The sequence below is a fragment of the Fibrella arboris genome (genome assembly GCF_041321095.1).
Classification (GTDB): domain Bacteria; phylum Bacteroidota; class Bacteroidia; order Cytophagales; family Spirosomataceae; genus Fibrella; species Fibrella arboris.
Genome location: NZ_JBGGWE010000023.1, coordinates 20,077 through 36,386 on the forward strand (window position 1 = coordinate 20,077; position 16,310 = coordinate 36,386).

The window sequence follows — 16,310 nt, forward strand, 5'->3', positions numbered from 1 at the left end:
CGGATGGTATCTGCCAACTTTTTGGGTTTATTTTAGCAAGGCCACGTTGTAGAGCGGAGAATTAGGGTCGTGAGTGCGTAGGGTCAACCCTGCGGTTTGGGCCTGCGCAATCAGAATGCGGTCGAACGGATCACGGTGGTGCAATGGCAATTGTTGATAGGCCAGTAACTGAGGCAGCGAAATAGGAAGGATCTTAAAATCGGCTGGAATGATCCGGTCAAGCGGATAGCGCAACTAAAATACTTCTCCTAACGAGCGTCTTCAAGAATTACGCTCCAGGCCGTAGACAACCTGGGGTCGTCATCAAGATGCCAGACAAGAGTGTGAGTATCAACGAGTAAACGCATCAGTGCATGTAGTCGTTGAGATCGTCTAATGGCGCATTGAAATCGTCAGCGATAAACGTAATGATGCCCTTCCCAGCGCCTCGCTTGTTAGGTAGTTCAGGAAACGAAACGTCCTTAACAGGCTGGTTCTTCCTCTTTTTGACCTCTAAAAACTCAATAAAGTCTAGAACTTCAGCCTGTAATTCAGGTGGTAACTGGCTGGCTTTGCTATCAATCTGTTCTAAAACTGACATTTTCTCCCATGTTTTTTACCAAATATACTAACCGGAACAGCCTCACTGAAAACCCATGGTTGGCTGGCCTGTGATTAGGGATGAAATATAATAGGGTTAATGGTATGTAGAGAGCTCTATTGCCTTTGTAGTACTATGAAAACGAACGGATTACTGATCGGTGGAGTAGGGGCGGTGGTAATGCTGTCGTCGTTCTCGCTGTGGGGCCGTTTGGGTGATGAAGTCGATTTCAACACGCAGATCAAGCCCATCCTCAACAAAAACTGCATTGCCTGCCACGGCGGCGTTAAAAAAGCGTCCGACTTTTCGCTCTTGTTCAAGCAGGAAGCGTTTGCGCCCGCCAAATCCGGGCATCCGGCCATCATTCCCGGCGACGCCGACGGGAGCGAACTCATCCGCCGCCTCAGCCTGACCGACCCGGACGAACGCATGCCGCTGGATGCGCCCCCGTTGAAAGCCGAAGAAATTGACCTCCTTAAAAAATGGATCGATCAGGGTGCCGAATGGGGCGATCACTGGGCGTTTCAGACCCCGTCGCTGCCAGACGTACCCAGCATTGGCACCATCTGGAGCCGGATGGGGCTGATGGCGCACCCTGAAACCGACTGGGCGACGAATGACATCGATCATTTTGTGTTGTCAACGCTTCGCGAAAAAGGCCTGACCGCTTCGCCCATCGCCGATAAAGCCACCCTGCTGCGTCGGCTAAGCCTCGACCTGACGGGCCTGCCGCCCACCGAGGCGGAGGCCGCCGCGTTTATGGCCGATCCATCGCCCGAAGCGTACGCCAAGCAGGTCGATCGGATGCTGGCGTCGTCGGCTTTCGGCGAAAAATGGGCCGGTATGTGGCTCGATCTGGCGCGTTATGCCGACACGAAAGGCTATGAACGCGACCCCGGCCGGAAAATCTGGCGCTACCGCGATTACCTGATCAAGGCCTTCAACGCCGATAAACCCTACGATCAGTTCCTGACCGAACAACTAGCCGGCGACCTGTTGCCCAACGCCACCGACGATCAACTGGTAGCCACGGGTTTTCACCGGAACACGATGAACAACGATGAAGGCGGTACGCAGGACGAAGAGTTTCGGGTGGCGGCGGTCATTGATCGGGTCAACACCACCTGGGACGTGTTTCAGGGCACCACCTTTGCCTGCGTGCAATGCCACAGCCACCCGTATGACCCCTTCCGACACGACGATTATTACAAGTACATGGCGTTTTTCAACAACGCCCGCGACGAAGACGTCACCACCGAAACGCCTACGCTACGCTTTTATAGTGGAGCCGATTCGCTGCAACTGGTTCAGTTGACGCAGTTTGTTCGTCGGTCGGTGCGTGACCCGAAGCAGGCGGATGCGGAGGTTCGTCGGGTCACGATGATGGCCCGGACGATGGAGCCGAAGATCAATTCGCACGATTTCGACCAGTATGTCAACGCCTCACTGCTCGATGCCAAGTTTTTCGGTGTGCAGCACAACGGTTCGGCCCGGATCAAGCCCACCACCCTCACGAGACGTACCCGGCTTTATGTGGCCTGGGGTACGTCGGCCCCCGACGCGCAGGTGACCTTCCGGCTCGATAGCCCAACGGGTCGGGTGCTGACTACTGTGCCGGTCCCGAACACGGGCGGTGCCTGGAGCGATTCGGTGCAGGCCATTCCGCTGCCGAACGTACCTGGGAAACACGCCGTCTATCTATCCCTGAACAGCCCGACTAAACCCGCCGAATGGGTCATGCTGAAATGGGTGTCGTTTCAGCCTCCACTCGTTCCGCAAGCCGAAACCAGCCTGCTGGGTCTGCTCAACAAAAACCCGGACCAGACGCCGATCATGCTGGACGGAACGGGCGAACTGGCTCGCAAAACACACGTATTCACACGCGGAAGCTGGCTCTCGCCCGGTGCCGAAGTGACGCCCGACGTGCCAGGTACGTTGCCGCCGATGGATACCGACGACCAGACGCTGCCCCGCAACCGCCTTGGCCTGGCCAACTGGATGACCCGCCCCGACCATCCGCTGACCGCCCGCGTGGCCGTCAACCGGTTCTGGGAACAGCTGTTCGGCACCGGCATCGTTGAAACGGTGGAAGACATGGGCACGCAGGGCATTCAGCCCACCCACCGCGAACTGCTCGACTGGCTGGCCGTAACGTTTGTGCACGACGATCAGTGGAGCATGAAAAAACTGCTGAAACGGATCGTGTTGTCGAGCACGTACCGGCAACAGTCGAACGCTACGCCCGCCATGCTGGCCACTGACCCTTACAACCACTATCTGGCTCGTGGTCCGCGGGTACGGTTGTCGGCCGAGCAGGTACGTGATCAGGCATTGGCCGTGAGTGGCTTGCTCAACAACAAAATGTACGGTCCGAGTGTGATGCCGCCGCAGCCCGATGGCATCTGGCAGTCGCCCTACAACGGGGAGGCCTGGGTGAATGCCAAAGATGGGGAGCAATACCGCCGCGCCCTGTATACGTACTGGAAACGCACGTCGCCCTACCCGTCGATGATCACGTTCGATAGCCCCAGCCGCGAGTTTTGCCAGATCAGGCGGTTGCGCACCAACACCCCATTGCAGGCGCTGGTCACGTTAAACGACCCGGTTTATATCGACGCTGCCCAGCGCCTGGCTGAGTACATGCTGCAGCGCGGCACTTCGCCTTCCGGGCAAATTCAGGCTGGTTTTCGCCGCCTGACGCTTCATGAACTGGCACCCGGAAAGCAGGCTGTTCTAACGAAACTGTACCACGACACGGAAGCCTACTACGCACAGCACCCCGCCGAGGCAGGTACGTTGGCAGGGCAGCAGGCTGGAGTTAATTCAGGTACGTTGCCTCTTCCGAAGGGCTTGTCTACTCGGGCGGCGTTGATGGTGGTGGCGAACACGATGATGAATCTGGATGAGGTGATTGTGAAGGAGTGAGTGACCCCACCCCCCGGCCCCCTCCCCTGGTTTCAGGGGAGGGGGTGACTGGACTGGCGAAATCTGACGATTTTTTTGACGGGTAAAAATGGAATGGTTAGCTATAGTTGATCGATCTAATCGTATGAGTAAATAGCTTTTTATGAGTCAGTTATTACATAACCGAAAGCTTGTTGAGGAGGCGCGGCGGGGTCTTCGAAAGGAGCCCACTCAGCACGAAGCTTTATTGTGGGAAAGGCTTCGTGCCAGTCAGTTGTTGGGGCGGAAGTTTCGGCGGCAACACAGCGTGGGGATGTATATCCTTGATTTTTACTGCCCCGCCGAGCGGTTGGCTGTTGAAGTAGATGGAAACGTACATTGCTCCGATGCCGCTAGGCTGCATGACGAAGAACGCGACGTGACAATGGCTCAGCTCATGATCAAGACGATTCGCTTTACGAATGATGACGTTGCGACCGATATTGAGCGGGTGCTCGCTGAGATAGCTGCGAACTTCGGCTGGAGGCGATGACCCCACCCCTAGCCCCTCCCCTTAAAACAAGGGGAGGGGGTAAAGACTACGACCTTGGCAGTATTTAGGCAATTGGAGGCCTAACGTAGTTGGTAAAAGAAGGGAACGAAAGAAAAACCAAGGCTTGCGTAAGAAAGCAAGCTAATAGAACTTAAACGTACCTATCCAGTCACCCCCTCCCCTGGTTTCAGGGGAGGGGGCCGGGGGGTGGGGTCAACCACATGCAAAAACTAGCCAACGAACTTCAGCAAGCCGCCCTTCGCCGTGAAACGCGGCGGCATTTTCTGCAAACCTGTTCAACGGGGCTGGGCGCTATGGCGCTGGGGCAGTTTCTGGGCGGCTGTAATCCCTTTGCCAATACCGATCAGGCGGCCAGTTTAGCAACAGGTCCCGAGCTGACCGCCACATCGATGGACCCGCGCCTGTCGCAGTTTGCGCCGAAAGCAAAACGGGTCATTTACATCCACATGGCCGGGTCGCCGAGTCAACTCGAACTGTTCGATTACAAGCCCGAACTGCAGAAGTACAACGGCAAAGACTGTCCGCAGGAATTATTGACCGGCAAGAAGTTCGCCTTCATCCGGGGCGTTCCGAAAATGCTGGGCTCAACGGCCAATTTCCGGCAGCATGGCCAGTCAGGGGCGTGGATCAGCGATTACATGCCACATTTGCAGACCGTGGCCGATGAGCTGACGTTCATCAAATCCATGCATACCGACCAGTTCAACCACGCCCCGGCGCAACTGCTCATGCACACCGGGTCAGCGCGGCTGGGCCGGCCTAGCATTGGCTCGTGGGTGACCTACGGACTGGGCTCCGAAAACGACAACCTGCCCGGTTTCATCGTGCTGGCGTCGGGCGGGAAACAGCCGGATGCGGGGAAGTCGGTGTGGGGGAGTGGTTTCCTGCCCACGGTATACCAGGGCGTGCAATGCCGAACAGACGGTGACCCCGTACTGTACGTATCAGACCCGGCCGGCATGTCGCGCGATATTCGGAAGCAGACCATCGAGGCCATTAACCAGATTAACGAACAGGAATACCAGGAAGCCCAAGACCCGGAGATTCTGACCCGGATTTCGCAGTATGAAATGGCGTTCAAGATGCAGTCGTCTGTGCCCGACGCCATGGCGATCAGCGGCGAACCGAAGTACATTCTTGATGCCTATGGGGTTGACCCAACCAAAGGGTCGTTTGCCCGTAACTGCCTGCTGGCCCGTCGGCTGGCTGAACGCGGCGTGCGCTTTATTCAGCTCTTCGACTGGGGGTGGGATACGCACGGCACCAGCAAAGACACGTCGGTGGACGTTGGGTTACAGGAGAAATGTAAACAGTCAGATCAGGCAGTGGCGGCGTTGATCAACGACCTGAAACAGCGCGGTATGCTCGATGATACGCTGATTGTCTGGGGCGGCGAATTTGGCCGGACACCCATGCAGGAAAACCGCGACGGGCAGACGCAGGCCTTCCACGGCCGCGATCACCACCTCGACGCTTTCACGGTCTTCATGGCGGGCGGTGGCGTAAAACGCGGCCTTTCCTACGGCGAAACCGACCCCATTGGCTATTACGCCGTAAAAGACAAAGTCCACGTTCATGACCTGCAGGCCACGATCCTGCACCAGATGGGCTTCGATCACACCAAACTAACCTACCAGTTTCAGGGTCGCCCATTCCGGTTAACGGATGTGGCCGGGAAGGTTGTTAAGGGCGTTTTGGCGTGATTGGCGATGGTTGAGTGGCAGTTGGCACATTGCTTCGCGAGCTAGATGGCTGACGCGTAGTCGAAGGGCTAGGCGTCAGCCATCTAGCTCGCGAAGCAACTCACTTGCGAAGCTATACGCGAGCGCTTCACGGCAAATCACTATCTTGCCTTCCACGTATCCCCCTATCACTTCATGAAATACCTCTTCCTGCTGCTCTTCCTCACAACAACGGCATTTGCCCAGCCTTATGATCTGATTATTCGCAACGGCCGGGTCGTCGACGGTACAGGCAACCCCTGGTATTATGCCGATGTGGCCATTCAAAATGGCCGAATTGCTAAGATCGGCACCATGTCGGCCAGCGAAGGGAAGCAGGTAATCGACGCGAAAAAACAGATCGTTGCGCCAGGATTTATCGATGTGCATGCCCACGTGGAAGGCGATCTGGAACGGCAACCCGGTGCCGAGAATTTTATTCACGATGGGGTTACCACCCTCATTACCGGCAATTGTGGCGGGTCGAACACCAGTCTGCGCTCGATGTTCGATACGCTTCGGCTAAACGGATTTTCGCCCAATCTGGCTTCGCTGGTTGGGCATAATTCGGTGCGGCTAAAAGTCATGAAAGCCGCCTTCCGCGAACCGACTGCCCGTGAACAGGCGGAGATGGAAGCGCTGGTGGAACAGGCCATGAAAGACGGTGCCGTTGGCCTGTCGACGGGGCTGATCTACACGCCAGGTACGTATGCGCGCACGCCCGAAATCGTGAATCTGGCCAAGATGGCGGCAAAATACGGCGGCGTATATGCCTCACACATTCGCAATGAAGGGCAGGATGTGCAAACGGCTATTCAGGAAGCCATCCAGATTGGGCGCGAGGCAGGTATTCCGGTACAGATCTCCCACTTCAAAGTAGCCAGTAAGCCATTATGGGGAAAGAGCACCGAAACCGTTTCGCTGGTCGAGGCAGCCCGCCATAACGAAGGCATCGATGTAACGGTCGATCAGTATCCGTACACAGCATCGAGCACGTCGCTGCAAAGCATTGTGCCCTCGTGGGCGCTGGCCGATGGCGATTCGGTGGCGCTGGGGCGCTTCCGTGACCCGGTAACCCGCCGGAAAATTCGGGACGAGATGACGGTTTCGCTGAAAAAGAACGACCGTAAAAACTACGACTACGCCGTTGTGTCGCGGTTTGAAGCCGATACGACTTATAACGGAAAGAGTATTCACCAGATCGCCGTGTTGCGTGGCCTGAAAACCGACGCTGATTCAGAATCGGAGCTGGTCATGGCACTGATCGAGCAGGCTCAGATGAAACGGATTCAGATGGTGTACCATACCATGTCGGAAGAAGACGTGGCCACGATCATGCGTTACCCAAATACCATGATCGCCTCCGATGCCGGCGTTGCCAGTTTTGGGCGAAACAGGCCGCACCCCCGCGCTTATGGCACCAACACGCGGGTGCTGGGCCGGTACGTGCGCGAGTTGAAAGTGATTCCGCTGGAAGAAGCCATCCGTCGCATGACTTCATTGCCTGCGCAACGGTTTCGTTTCGCCGACCGCGGGCTGGTCCGCACGGGTTACGCTGCCGATCTGGTCATTTTTGATGAAAACACGGTTAGTGATCGGGCTACCTATGAGGCACCACATGCCTACGCCGCGGGCCTGAGTTACGTGCTTGTCAATGGCGTTCCCGTCATTTCGGAAGGAAAACATACCGGCAAACGCCCCGGTCAGGTTTTGCTGGGGAGTGGGTATAGTAAGTAATTGACGCCACCCTAAAGGGTAGATAGGGAAAATACGGGCGCTTCCCCCTTTTATACCAAATTGATAGTTCGCTCTTTTCAGACGAAGAACATGCAATCGCGACGCACTTTCCTAAAACATACTGCCTTGGCCTCAACCGTATTGACCACCGCTGCCTTCACCAGCCACAACGAAGATGCCGTGACTATCGGTCATGGCTCGCACAAATACCGGGTTGTACCCAATTGGGGGGTGCTCGATGCGGGCAAAAACCCGGTCAACGATTGCCACGAGATGGTACAGGATGCCAAAGGGCGCATCTTCATGCTCGGCAACGAGACGAAAAATAACGTGCTGATCTACGACCGGTCGGGCAAGCTGCTTAGTTCATGGGGTACCACGTATCCCGGCGGACACGGCCTGTCGATCGGTACCGAAGGCGCGGAACAGTACCTGCTCATCTGCGATACTGACCGGCATCAGGTGATTAAAACGGATTTGGCCGGTAAAGAACTGATGAAGATCGACTACCCCCGCGAAACGGGTGTGTATGCCTATCCCGGCCAGTTCAAACCCACCGAAACAGCCATTAACCCAGCCAACGGCGACATTTATGTGGCCGATGGCTACGGCGCCAACTACGTTACGCAGTTCGACCGGACGGGTAAACTTATTCGCTATTTCGGTGGCGCGGGCGGGGCCAACGAACAGTTCGATTGCTGCCACGGCATTGTAGTCGATACGCGCAACGCCGCATCGCCAACCCTGCTTGTCACCGACCGGCGGCACAACTGCCTGAAACGGTTTACGCTGGATGGCAAATACATCAGCACCATTGCCCTGCCGGGTTCCTACGTTTGTCGGCCGGTGATCAAAGGCGACATGGTGTATGCCGCCGTATTTCGCAGCACGTCCGACAGTTACCCTGATTCCGGGTACGTTCAGATTCTCGACAAAAATGATAAGGTGGTATCAACGCCTGGTGGGTCGGCTCCAACGTACCTGAACGGCCAGTTACAGGAGCAGCGCAAAGACCGCTCGTTCATGACCTTCCTACACCCCCATGACGTGCATGTCGACGCCGACGACAATATATACGTTGCGCAGTGGGCCTCTCGCAAAACGTATCCAATCAAATTAGAGCGCGTGTAAGCGGTTACGATTTAGCTCCGCTTCATGGACAGATCCCGATTCGGCAACGCAAATCGTAATTCGTTCATAGTAACTGGCCGCTCACGTGGTCGTACCTCCGATGCTTTTCCTCCAGGCCCACCCTTCTGACTGGGCGTTATTTTTTGGTCGTTTTCACCCGCTGATCGTGCATTTGCCCATCGGGTTCCTGGTCGTGGCGGCTATTCTCGAAGTGGGGCGGCGGCTGGGAACGCTGCAACTGAGCAACGGCACCATGACGGCCATTCTGCTCTGGTCGGCCAGCAGTGCCACGGTGGCCTGTATGTTTGGCTATTTGCTGTCGCTGGGCGGCGGCTACGATAAGGAGATTCTCGACGAACACATGTGGCAGGGCATTGGCGTGGCCGTTTTTGCCTGGGTGGCCTGGGGGGCATCGAGCGATTTTCTGCTAAAACGCTTTTCGTTTGGAAGTATCCTGTACGTACCGGCGCTGGCGCTATCGCTCGTAGCGATCCTGGTAGCCGGGCATCATGGTGGCGCACTGACCCACGGCTCCGACTACCTGACGCAGTACACGCCGGAGCCGCTTCGGTCCATAGCCGGTTTGCCGCCCCGTACCGTCAGCATCGCAGTTAAGGCCAAGCCAATCACCGACGTGAATCAGGCGATGGTGTATGATCAGATCGTGAACCCGATTTTGCAAACGCGCTGCGTACAATGCCATAATGCCGAAAAATCGAAAGGCGATCTGCGGATGGACACGCCCGAAAAACTGACGAAAGGCGGCGAGAATGGTCCCATTTTCATAGTGGGCAAAGGGGCCGACAGCGAGATGATCAAACGCTGCCTGCTCGATGAAAGCGACGAACACCACATGCCGCCCAAAGGCAAAACGCCCCTCACCGACGGGCAAATCACGCTCCTCACCTGGTGGATCGATCAGGGGGCGCCGTTCAACAAAAAAGTGGCCGATCTGGCCATAACCGATACCGTGAAGCCTGCCCTCGCTGCATTGGGTACCGATAAAGCCGTGGCCATTGCCGAGGCAATGGGTAAAGCCGTTCCTGCCGCTGGCCCCGCGCCGCTCTCGCCCGTGCTGACGATGAACGTACCTGCGGCTGATCCCAAGGTGATCGCCGCGCTGAAACAGACAGGTTTGCTGGTCATGCCGTTGTCGAAAGCGAATAACCAACTGGAAGTCAGCGCTGTAAACGTGCGTACATTCAGCGATGCGCAGGCAGCGTTGCTGGGCAAACTGGCCGATCAGATCGTCTGGCTGAAGCTCGGCGACACCCAGATCACCGATGCGGCCATTGTTTCCATTGCCAGACTGAAGAACCTCCAGAAACTCCACCTGGAACGTACCCGGATTACCGACGCGGGCCTGAAATCCCTCACCGGCCTACCCAACCTGGAATACCTGAACCTCTACGGCACCGCCATCACCGACGCGGGCCTCGCCACCCTCAGCAGCCTGAAATCCCTGCGGAACGTCTACGTCTGGCAAACCAACGTGACGGGAAAAGGCATCACCGCGCTGAAAACCGCCCTGCCCAACCTGGAAGTCGTCGGCGGCATGAGCGAGAACGGCGTAGCAGTAGTGAATAGCCCGAAGAAATGATAGATCAAGCCTGCTTATGATTTACCTGACTCAATTAAGTTACATCAACGGGGGGCAGGAGCGGTCTTCCACTAATTCGAGGACGTGGCCATTCCGCTGATTGCGAGCTATAATGGACGGCTTTTAGCGCGGGTACGTCCCGCAGAGGAGGCCTACATTGAGGCCCAGATAGAAAAGCCCTACGAAATTCACCTTGTCGAGTTCAACGCTGAGTCGGACTTCAACGCGTTTATGCATGACGAAAGCCGCAAACAGTTTCTGCATTTGAAAGAGCAGGCCGTCAAAACATCAATTCTCTTTCAGGGCGTAAAGCTATAACGCGACTACGAGCGAGCAGTCGAATCGGTTTCGCCGCGCCACTCTACCACGCAAGGCGAGCAATTGCTGCCGAAGCAAATGCTTAACGAAATGGTCTGGTGCCAGCGTCACCACTTCTTTTTTGCTTTTGGCCTTGCTTAGTTATAGTGCCTGTTCAACAAGTGTGGTGTCTAAATCGATAGTTGTTTTCATGGCCTAATCAGTCAAGAAGAACCGGGTACGTTCCACTCCGTCGCGTCGCGACCTAATGGTTGTAGCAACTATTGTCCCCCGCCCGGTCTCCGTCGCATAGCGACCTAATGTTTATAGCAACCATTGTCCCCCGCCCGGTTTCCGTCGCGTCGCGACCCAATGTTTATAGCAACTATTGTCCCCCGCCCGGTTTCTGTCGCATAGCGACCTAATGTTTGTAGCAACCATTGTCCCCCGCCCGGTTTCCGTCGCATAGCGACCAAACTTTCACCCGTGACTTGTTCGGTCGCTATGCGACGGAAACCGGGCGGGGGACAATAGTTGCTACAAACATTGGGTCGCTATGCGACGGAATGCGACGGAACGCGACGGAACGCGACGGAACGCGACGCGACGGAACGCGACGGAACGCAACGGAACGCAACGCAACGCTACGCTACGCAACAATTAACCCCGTCGCTTTTTCAGCCAGTCTTTCACTGCCGGGCCCGTGCCGAAGGGCCAGGGGCGGAGTTCGCTGATGGGCGTGAGTTTGTAGGCCTGTAATTCGGTGGTGTCCATCACGATAGGACCGGTGGCGCGGACGTGGTAGGTGAAAATGACCTCGTTGCGCTGGTAGAAGGTGTAGATGCCCAGAAACTCCACGATCTCAACCTCCGTCAGGCCAATCTCTTCCCGGATTTCGCGCAGAATGGCCTCGGCGGGTTCTTCGCCTTTTTCCAGGAAACCCGTCACCAGTCCGAACCACTCGGCGGGCCAGCCGATGTTTTGCGTCAGTACTACGGTATCGTTATCGTATTCGACAATAGCCCCCACCACCGGCAGCGGATTGTCGTAGAAGACGTACCCACAGGGTTTCGAGCAAACCAGTCGGTCACGTCCGCTGGCTTCTTTCACTTCCAGCGGCGAGCCGCAAACGGGGCAGAAATTGAAGGTCGGCATAAAAAAATACGTCTTCTGTCTTCAGTTCACCGTCCTCTGTTGCGCTGCCACTGAAAATTGTCGCTGCATAGCAGCGCAACAGAGGACGGTGAACTGAAGACAGAAGACAATGGACAATAGTTAAATTTCTTCCCAGAATGCTTCAATCGCACCCAACGCTTCATCAACGGTGTTGGCTACGATGAGCAAGTCGCGGTTTTCGGCTTTCAGGAAACCATCCTCGACGCATCGATCCAGTTGCCGGAGCATCAGATCATAGTAGCCGTTGACGTTGATGATGGCAATGGGTCCGTCGTACAGTTTAAGTTGGCGCCAGGCCAGAATCTCGAACAACTCGTCGAAGGTGCCGTAGCCACCGGGGAGGGTAATCACGCCTTTGGCCAGCGTGACCATCTTGTATTTGCGCTCGTGCATCGTTTCCACGAAATGCAGCTCCGTCAGCGTCTTGTGCGCTACTTCCAGTTCGGCCAGGAAATTCGGAATCACGCCCGTTACTTCACCACCGGCCAGCAGTACTGTATCAGCCACATTGCCCATCAGGCCAAATCCGCCGCCGCCGTAGATCAGGCGGATGTTGCGTTCAGCCAGCTTTTGGCCCAATTCAACGGCTACTTCTTTGTAAATAGGGTTGGTTCCCGGCGAGGAACCGCAGTAAACGACAATGCTTTGCATGGTTTTTTTAATGTAAAATGAAGAATGAATAATGTAAAATGGCTTCGCTCAGGTACGTTACTCAGCAGAGCCATTTTACATTATTCATTCTTCATTTTACATTAGTTTAGTTAAATCCATCCCGCCGAACGTACCTGAACTCATCATCAGAATAACGTCGGCGGCGGATTTGTGTTGGTTGATAAACGTTTCTAAATCAGCGGTTTCGGTAAAAACTTGTAGGCCTGATTTGTCAAAGGCGGCCAGAATATCGTCGGACGAAATAGGGGCGAGGCGTTTAATCGCCAGCGTATGCGCGTTGTAATACACGGCGGCAATATCAGCCGCATCGAGGCTGTGGCGGTACTCGTTCAGGAATGCTTTATTCAGGCTGCTGAAGGTATGCAGTTCCACACAGGCCAGTAGCGTCTTGTCGGGGAATTGTGCTTTTACGGCCTCGGTGGTAGCTTCTACTTTCGAGGGCGCATGGGCAAAATCGCGGTACACGATCTGACGGTCCGACTGCGCCACTGTTTCGAGCCGACGGGCGGCTCCTTTGAACGACTGAATGGCTTCGTAAAATTGCTCATCGGTAATGCCCAATCGGTCGCAAACAGCCAGTGCGCCAGCAATATTTTTCATGTTGTGCAGGCCAAATACCTGCAACGGCACCTCGCCACCCGCCGCCGTTGTCAGGTACGTTTGCCCTTCCCGAATCACGTGCGGATGGGCCACGTAAGGTACTTTCTGCACGTCGTCCCGTTCTTTGGCCCCAATCACGTCCAGCATATTATCCGTTTCGTCGAAGATCAGCACGCCCGATTTCGGCATCTGATCGGCCAGCAGCTCAAACTGATCGACGTATTCTTCATAGGTCGGGTAAATATTGACGTGGTCCCAGGCCAGGCCGCTGATGAGGGCCATGTGCGGCTGATAATGCAGGAACTTGGGGCGGCGGTCGATGGGGGAGGAGGCGTATTCGTCGCCTTCGATGATAATGACCGGCGCGGCATCGGCAGAGAGGTCGTCGGTGAGGCTAACCATCGTGTCGAAGCCATCGAGTTGAGCACCCACCAGGTAATCGAATTTGCGGTTGTGGTGCTTCAGCACGTGCAAAATCATCGACGTGATGGTGGTTTTGCCGTGACTGCCCGCAATGACCACCCGCTGTTTCTGACGGCTTTGTCTGAAAATAAATTCGGGGTACGATAAAACGGTAATGCCCAGTGCCCGTGCCCGTTCCAGTTCAGGGTTGTCGATTCGGGCGTGCATGCCCAGAATAACGGCATCGAGGTCCGTATGAACACGGTCGGGAAACCAGCCCATCTCAGCGGGAAGCAGCCCTTTTGCCTGAAGGCGGGAAAGAGCGGGTTCGTAAATCTCGTCGTCGGAACCCGTAATGGTGTGGCCTTGCTGATGAAGGGCCAGGGCGAGGTTGTGCATGGCACTCCCGCCGATGGCAATAAAATGATAGGCCTGCGGCATGAATGAGTTTACAGTTTACTGTTTACCGTTTTCAGTTTGCTGTTTTCCGTTGCTTCGCTTAGGTACGTATTGTCTGTAGGCGGAGCAACAGAAAACAGCAAACTGAAAACGGTAAACTTATATTGCTAGACGAAGGTAGCCACTATCTTCGTTTAGCGAATAATGAGTTGCCCACTGACTATGAAATGGATAAACGGCCTGGCGGTCGGAATGTTACTGACCGGGTACGTGCCGGCACTGGCTCAAACGTTGCCGCCTGCCGGTAGCCCGTCGCCCTATAAAGGTGAAAACCTTGGTCCTCAGGTGAATTCGACCTATAACGAAGGAACGCCGCTGATTAGTCCCGACGGAAAAACGCTGTATTATACCCGCGAAGACCACCCGAACAACACGATGTTTGCCGACAAAGACAACGGCAGCACCGACATCTGGTATTCGGACTGGCAACCCAGCAACCAGTGGGGCCCCGCCCGGCGGCTGGGTGCCCCGCTGAATCAGTTCAACCACAACGCCGTGTTCAGCATCACGCCCGACGGGAATCAGTTGCTGCTGCGTGGGGCCTATGTGAACGGCCGCTACGAAACACGCGGATTTTCGACCAGCAAGCGCGTCAACGGCAACTGGAGTACGCCGGAGCAACTGGTCATTGCCAACTACGAACGGATGAGCAAAGGCCAGTTTGATTTCGCGTACCTCACCGTGGATGGGAAGACCCTGCTGCTGTCGTTCAGCGAAAAAAAGAACGGCGTGAAAGATGATCTCTATGTGTCGTTCCGGCAGAAAAACGGCACCTGGAGCCAGCCCATGAACCTCGGCCCCGATGTCAATACCGACGACTTTACCGAAACAACGCCTTTTCTGGCCCCCGATGGCAACACGCTTTACTTTTCGACCAACCGCCCCGGCGGGCAGGGCGACAACGACGTGTGGGTGACACGCCGGGTCGATAAAACCTGGAAACGCTGGTCGAAACCGCAGAACCTCGGCCCCACCGTCAATACCGATGGCTACGACGCGTATTATTCCATTTCGGCCCTCGGCGACATGGCCTACCTGACGACCTTCAAAAATACACAAGGCGGCAAAGGCGGTGATATTGTGCAGATTAAACTCATCGACGATACGCCAACTAAACCAGGGGCTGATTCGACCACGTTGGCGCAAAACCCGGCAAAAGCGGGCAGTGGCGGCGACAAAAACCGGGCCGACGACCTGACGCGGCCCGGTGCCGTAGCCATGCTGTCGGGGAAAGTGATTGACCAGAAAACGGGCAAACCCATTGCCGCCCGGATCGTGTATCAGACCTTACCGGACGGGGCGGAAGTGGGTGAAACAACATCGGACCCCAACACGGGCGATTACAAGCTGATTCTGCCCTACGGTCAGAAATATTCCATCCGAACCATTGCTCCTAATTTTATCGCCGAAAGCGAAAGTATTGACCTGACCGGTGGTCCCGGCGACAGGAAAAAGGGCTTCCAGGAGATCAAAGGCAAGGAACTGAAACTTAATCCGATAGAAGAAGGCATCGTGATACGCCTCAACAACGTGTTCTTCGATACGGGCAAAGCCATCCTGCGCGACGAATCAGCCCCGGAACTGGACCGGATGGTGGTGGTAATGAACGAGAACCCCAAACTTGCCGTGGAACTGGGTGGACATACGGATAACACCGGTTCCAACGAGATCAACGCCAAACTCTCGCAGGACCGTGCCGATGCTGTCCGCGAATACCTCATCGGCAAAGGCATCGAACCCGACCGGATCGCCAGCAAAGGCTACGGCGAAAGCAAACCTGTGGCCCCCAACGACACCGACACCGGCCGCCAGCAAAACCGCCGCGTCGAGTTCGTGATCACCAGGAAGTAGAAGGGTAAGCTGAAAAAGATAGAAGCGGTAGGTCTAGATAGGCTGGGTACGTTCCCCACCGTCGCCTTGGCGGCTATGGCAACCATTGTCTTGCGTCGTCTAGCGGCCTAATAGAGCTACAGCACGACATTGTTTGTTCCCTGTCTGACCTTCCGTCGCCTAACCGCCCCGTCGTGTAGCTGCCCCAGCGGGTCATCCCCAAGGGCCATAGCACACAATGAACCCCTGTCAGGCCTGCCGTTACATAACCGCCTCGGCAGGCCTGACCCAATGCCTATACTGACCCAATGTCTATAGCATACGATTTCTTCGTCTGGCCTGCCGTCGTACAGCTGCCCCGCCGTGTAGCCGCCTCGTCGCGGAGCGACCTAAGGCCTATAGGCCATGATTCTTTCCCCATCTGGTCTTTTCGTCGCATGGCCGTACCGTCGCATGGCGACTCAATGTCTATAGCTCCGGTTTCTCTGTCTGTTCTTTTCGTCGCCTAGCGACCCAATGGCTATAGCTCTGTCTGGTCTTTTCGTCGCGTAGCGACCCAATGTCTATAGCACACGATTAATACCCCATCCGGCTTCCGTCGCGTAGCGACCAAACAGCATCAAGCCAATAGTTTGGTCGCTACGCGAC

13 protein-coding genes are annotated in these 16,310 nt (G+C 55.8%); 8 read left to right on the forward strand and 5 right to left on the reverse strand.

The features are described from left to right. Positions 1–27 precede the first annotated feature (27 nt). Positions 28–234, reverse strand: a complete 207-nt coding sequence (locus ACAW75_RS25370; RefSeq protein WP_370731592.1) for a PIN domain-containing protein — start codon at positions 232–234, stop codon at positions 28–30. 112 nt (positions 235–346) lie between these two features. After that, positions 347–580 carry a type II toxin-antitoxin system VapB family antitoxin gene (gene vapB / locus ACAW75_RS25375; RefSeq protein WP_370731593.1) on the reverse strand — a complete coding sequence of 78 codons (234 nt, stop codon included), beginning with the start codon at positions 578–580 and terminating at the stop codon, positions 347–349. A 135-nt stretch (positions 581–715) separates the two neighbouring features. On the opposite strand from vapB, the gene ACAW75_RS25380 reads away from it, so the two are divergent. The 7 genes from ACAW75_RS25380 to ACAW75_RS25410 all read left to right on the forward strand — a co-directional run bounded on the left by ACAW75_RS25380 (position 716) and on the right by ACAW75_RS25410 (position 10,544). Further along, positions 716–3,505, forward strand: a complete 2,790-nt coding sequence (locus tag ACAW75_RS25380) for a DUF1553 domain-containing protein (protein ID WP_370731594.1) — start codon at positions 716–718, stop codon at positions 3,503–3,505. A gap of 142 nt (positions 3,506–3,647) precedes the next feature. After that, complete coding sequence (locus ACAW75_RS25385) at positions 3,648–4,016, forward strand: endonuclease domain-containing protein (RefSeq protein WP_370731595.1); 369 nt, start codon at positions 3,648–3,650, stop codon at positions 4,014–4,016. A gap of 221 nt (positions 4,017–4,237) precedes the next feature. Beyond that, positions 4,238–5,740, forward strand: a complete 1,503-nt coding sequence (locus ACAW75_RS25390; RefSeq protein WP_370731596.1) for a DUF1501 domain-containing protein — start codon at positions 4,238–4,240, stop codon at positions 5,738–5,740. 174 nt (positions 5,741–5,914) lie between these two features. Continuing rightward, the gene (locus ACAW75_RS25395; protein WP_370731597.1) at positions 5,915–7,495 is read left to right on the forward strand and encodes an N-acyl-D-amino-acid deacylase family protein; all 1,581 of its coding nucleotides are present in this window, start codon (positions 5,915–5,917) and stop codon (positions 7,493–7,495) included. Between the two features lie 90 nt (positions 7,496–7,585). Continuing rightward, positions 7,586–8,626, forward strand: a complete 1,041-nt coding sequence (locus ACAW75_RS25400) for an NHL repeat-containing protein (protein WP_370731598.1) — start codon at positions 7,586–7,588, stop codon at positions 8,624–8,626. A gap of 100 nt (positions 8,627–8,726) precedes the next feature. Further along, the gene (locus tag ACAW75_RS25405) at positions 8,727–10,226 is read left to right on the forward strand and encodes a c-type cytochrome domain-containing protein (protein ID WP_370731599.1); all 1,500 of its coding nucleotides are present in this window, start codon (positions 8,727–8,729) and stop codon (positions 10,224–10,226) included. 84 nt (positions 10,227–10,310) lie between these two features. Beyond that, the gene (locus ACAW75_RS25410; protein WP_370731600.1) at positions 10,311–10,544 is read left to right on the forward strand and encodes a DUF1330 domain-containing protein; all 234 of its coding nucleotides are present in this window, start codon (positions 10,311–10,313) and stop codon (positions 10,542–10,544) included. A gap of 639 nt (positions 10,545–11,183) precedes the next feature. Here ACAW75_RS25410 and ACAW75_RS25415 read toward each other — a convergent pair. The 3 genes from ACAW75_RS25415 to ACAW75_RS25425 all read right to left on the reverse strand — a co-directional run bounded on the left by ACAW75_RS25415 (position 11,184) and on the right by ACAW75_RS25425 (position 13,814). Next, positions 11,184–11,678 carry an NUDIX domain-containing protein gene (locus ACAW75_RS25415; protein ID WP_370731601.1) on the reverse strand — a complete coding sequence of 165 codons (495 nt, stop codon included), beginning with the start codon at positions 11,676–11,678 and terminating at the stop codon, positions 11,184–11,186. A gap of 120 nt (positions 11,679–11,798) precedes the next feature. After that, on the reverse strand, positions 11,799–12,350 hold the full coding sequence (locus ACAW75_RS25420; RefSeq protein WP_370731602.1) for an LOG family protein: 552 nt from the start codon (positions 12,348–12,350) through the stop codon (positions 11,799–11,801). A 96-nt stretch (positions 12,351–12,446) separates the two neighbouring features. After that, entirely contained in the window at positions 12,447–13,814 is a 1,368-nt protein-coding gene (locus tag ACAW75_RS25425) for a UDP-N-acetylmuramate--L-alanine ligase (protein WP_370731603.1), read from the reverse strand. A 180-nt stretch (positions 13,815–13,994) separates the two neighbouring features. On the opposite strand from ACAW75_RS25425, the gene ACAW75_RS25430 reads away from it, so the two are divergent. Continuing rightward, the gene (locus ACAW75_RS25430; protein WP_370731604.1) at positions 13,995–15,683 is read left to right on the forward strand and encodes an OmpA family protein; all 1,689 of its coding nucleotides are present in this window, start codon (positions 13,995–13,997) and stop codon (positions 15,681–15,683) included. Positions 15,684–16,310 lie beyond the last annotated feature (627 nt).

What these genes read in the sequence shown, in the direction of transcription:
- vapB (WP_370731593.1), bottom strand. Translation starts at nt 580, where the DNA reads ATGTCAGTTTTAGAACAGATTGATAGCAAAGCCAGCCAGTTACCACCT.
- ACAW75_RS25380 (WP_370731594.1), top strand. Translation starts at nt 716, where the DNA reads ATGAAAACGAACGGATTACTGATCGGTGGAGTAGGGGCGGTGGTAATG.
- ACAW75_RS25385 (WP_370731595.1), top strand. Translation starts at nt 3,648, where the DNA reads ATGAGTCAGTTATTACATAACCGAAAGCTTGTTGAGGAGGCGCGGCGG.
- ACAW75_RS25390 (WP_370731596.1), top strand. Translation starts at nt 4,238, where the DNA reads ATGCAAAAACTAGCCAACGAACTTCAGCAAGCCGCCCTTCGCCGTGAA.
- ACAW75_RS25395 (WP_370731597.1), top strand. Translation starts at nt 5,915, where the DNA reads ATGAAATACCTCTTCCTGCTGCTCTTCCTCACAACAACGGCATTTGCC.
- ACAW75_RS25400 (WP_370731598.1), top strand. Translation starts at nt 7,586, where the DNA reads ATGCAATCGCGACGCACTTTCCTAAAACATACTGCCTTGGCCTCAACC.
- ACAW75_RS25405 (WP_370731599.1), top strand. Translation starts at nt 8,727, where the DNA reads ATGCTTTTCCTCCAGGCCCACCCTTCTGACTGGGCGTTATTTTTTGGT.
- ACAW75_RS25415 (WP_370731601.1), bottom strand. Translation starts at nt 11,678, where the DNA reads ATGCCGACCTTCAATTTCTGCCCCGTTTGCGGCTCGCCGCTGGAAGTG.
- ACAW75_RS25420 (WP_370731602.1), bottom strand. Translation starts at nt 12,350, where the DNA reads ATGCAAAGCATTGTCGTTTACTGCGGTTCCTCGCCGGGAACCAACCCT.
- ACAW75_RS25425 (WP_370731603.1), bottom strand. Translation starts at nt 13,814, where the DNA reads ATGCCGCAGGCCTATCATTTTATTGCCATCGGCGGGAGTGCCATGCAC.
- ACAW75_RS25430 (WP_370731604.1), top strand. Translation starts at nt 13,995, where the DNA reads ATGAAATGGATAAACGGCCTGGCGGTCGGAATGTTACTGACCGGGTAC.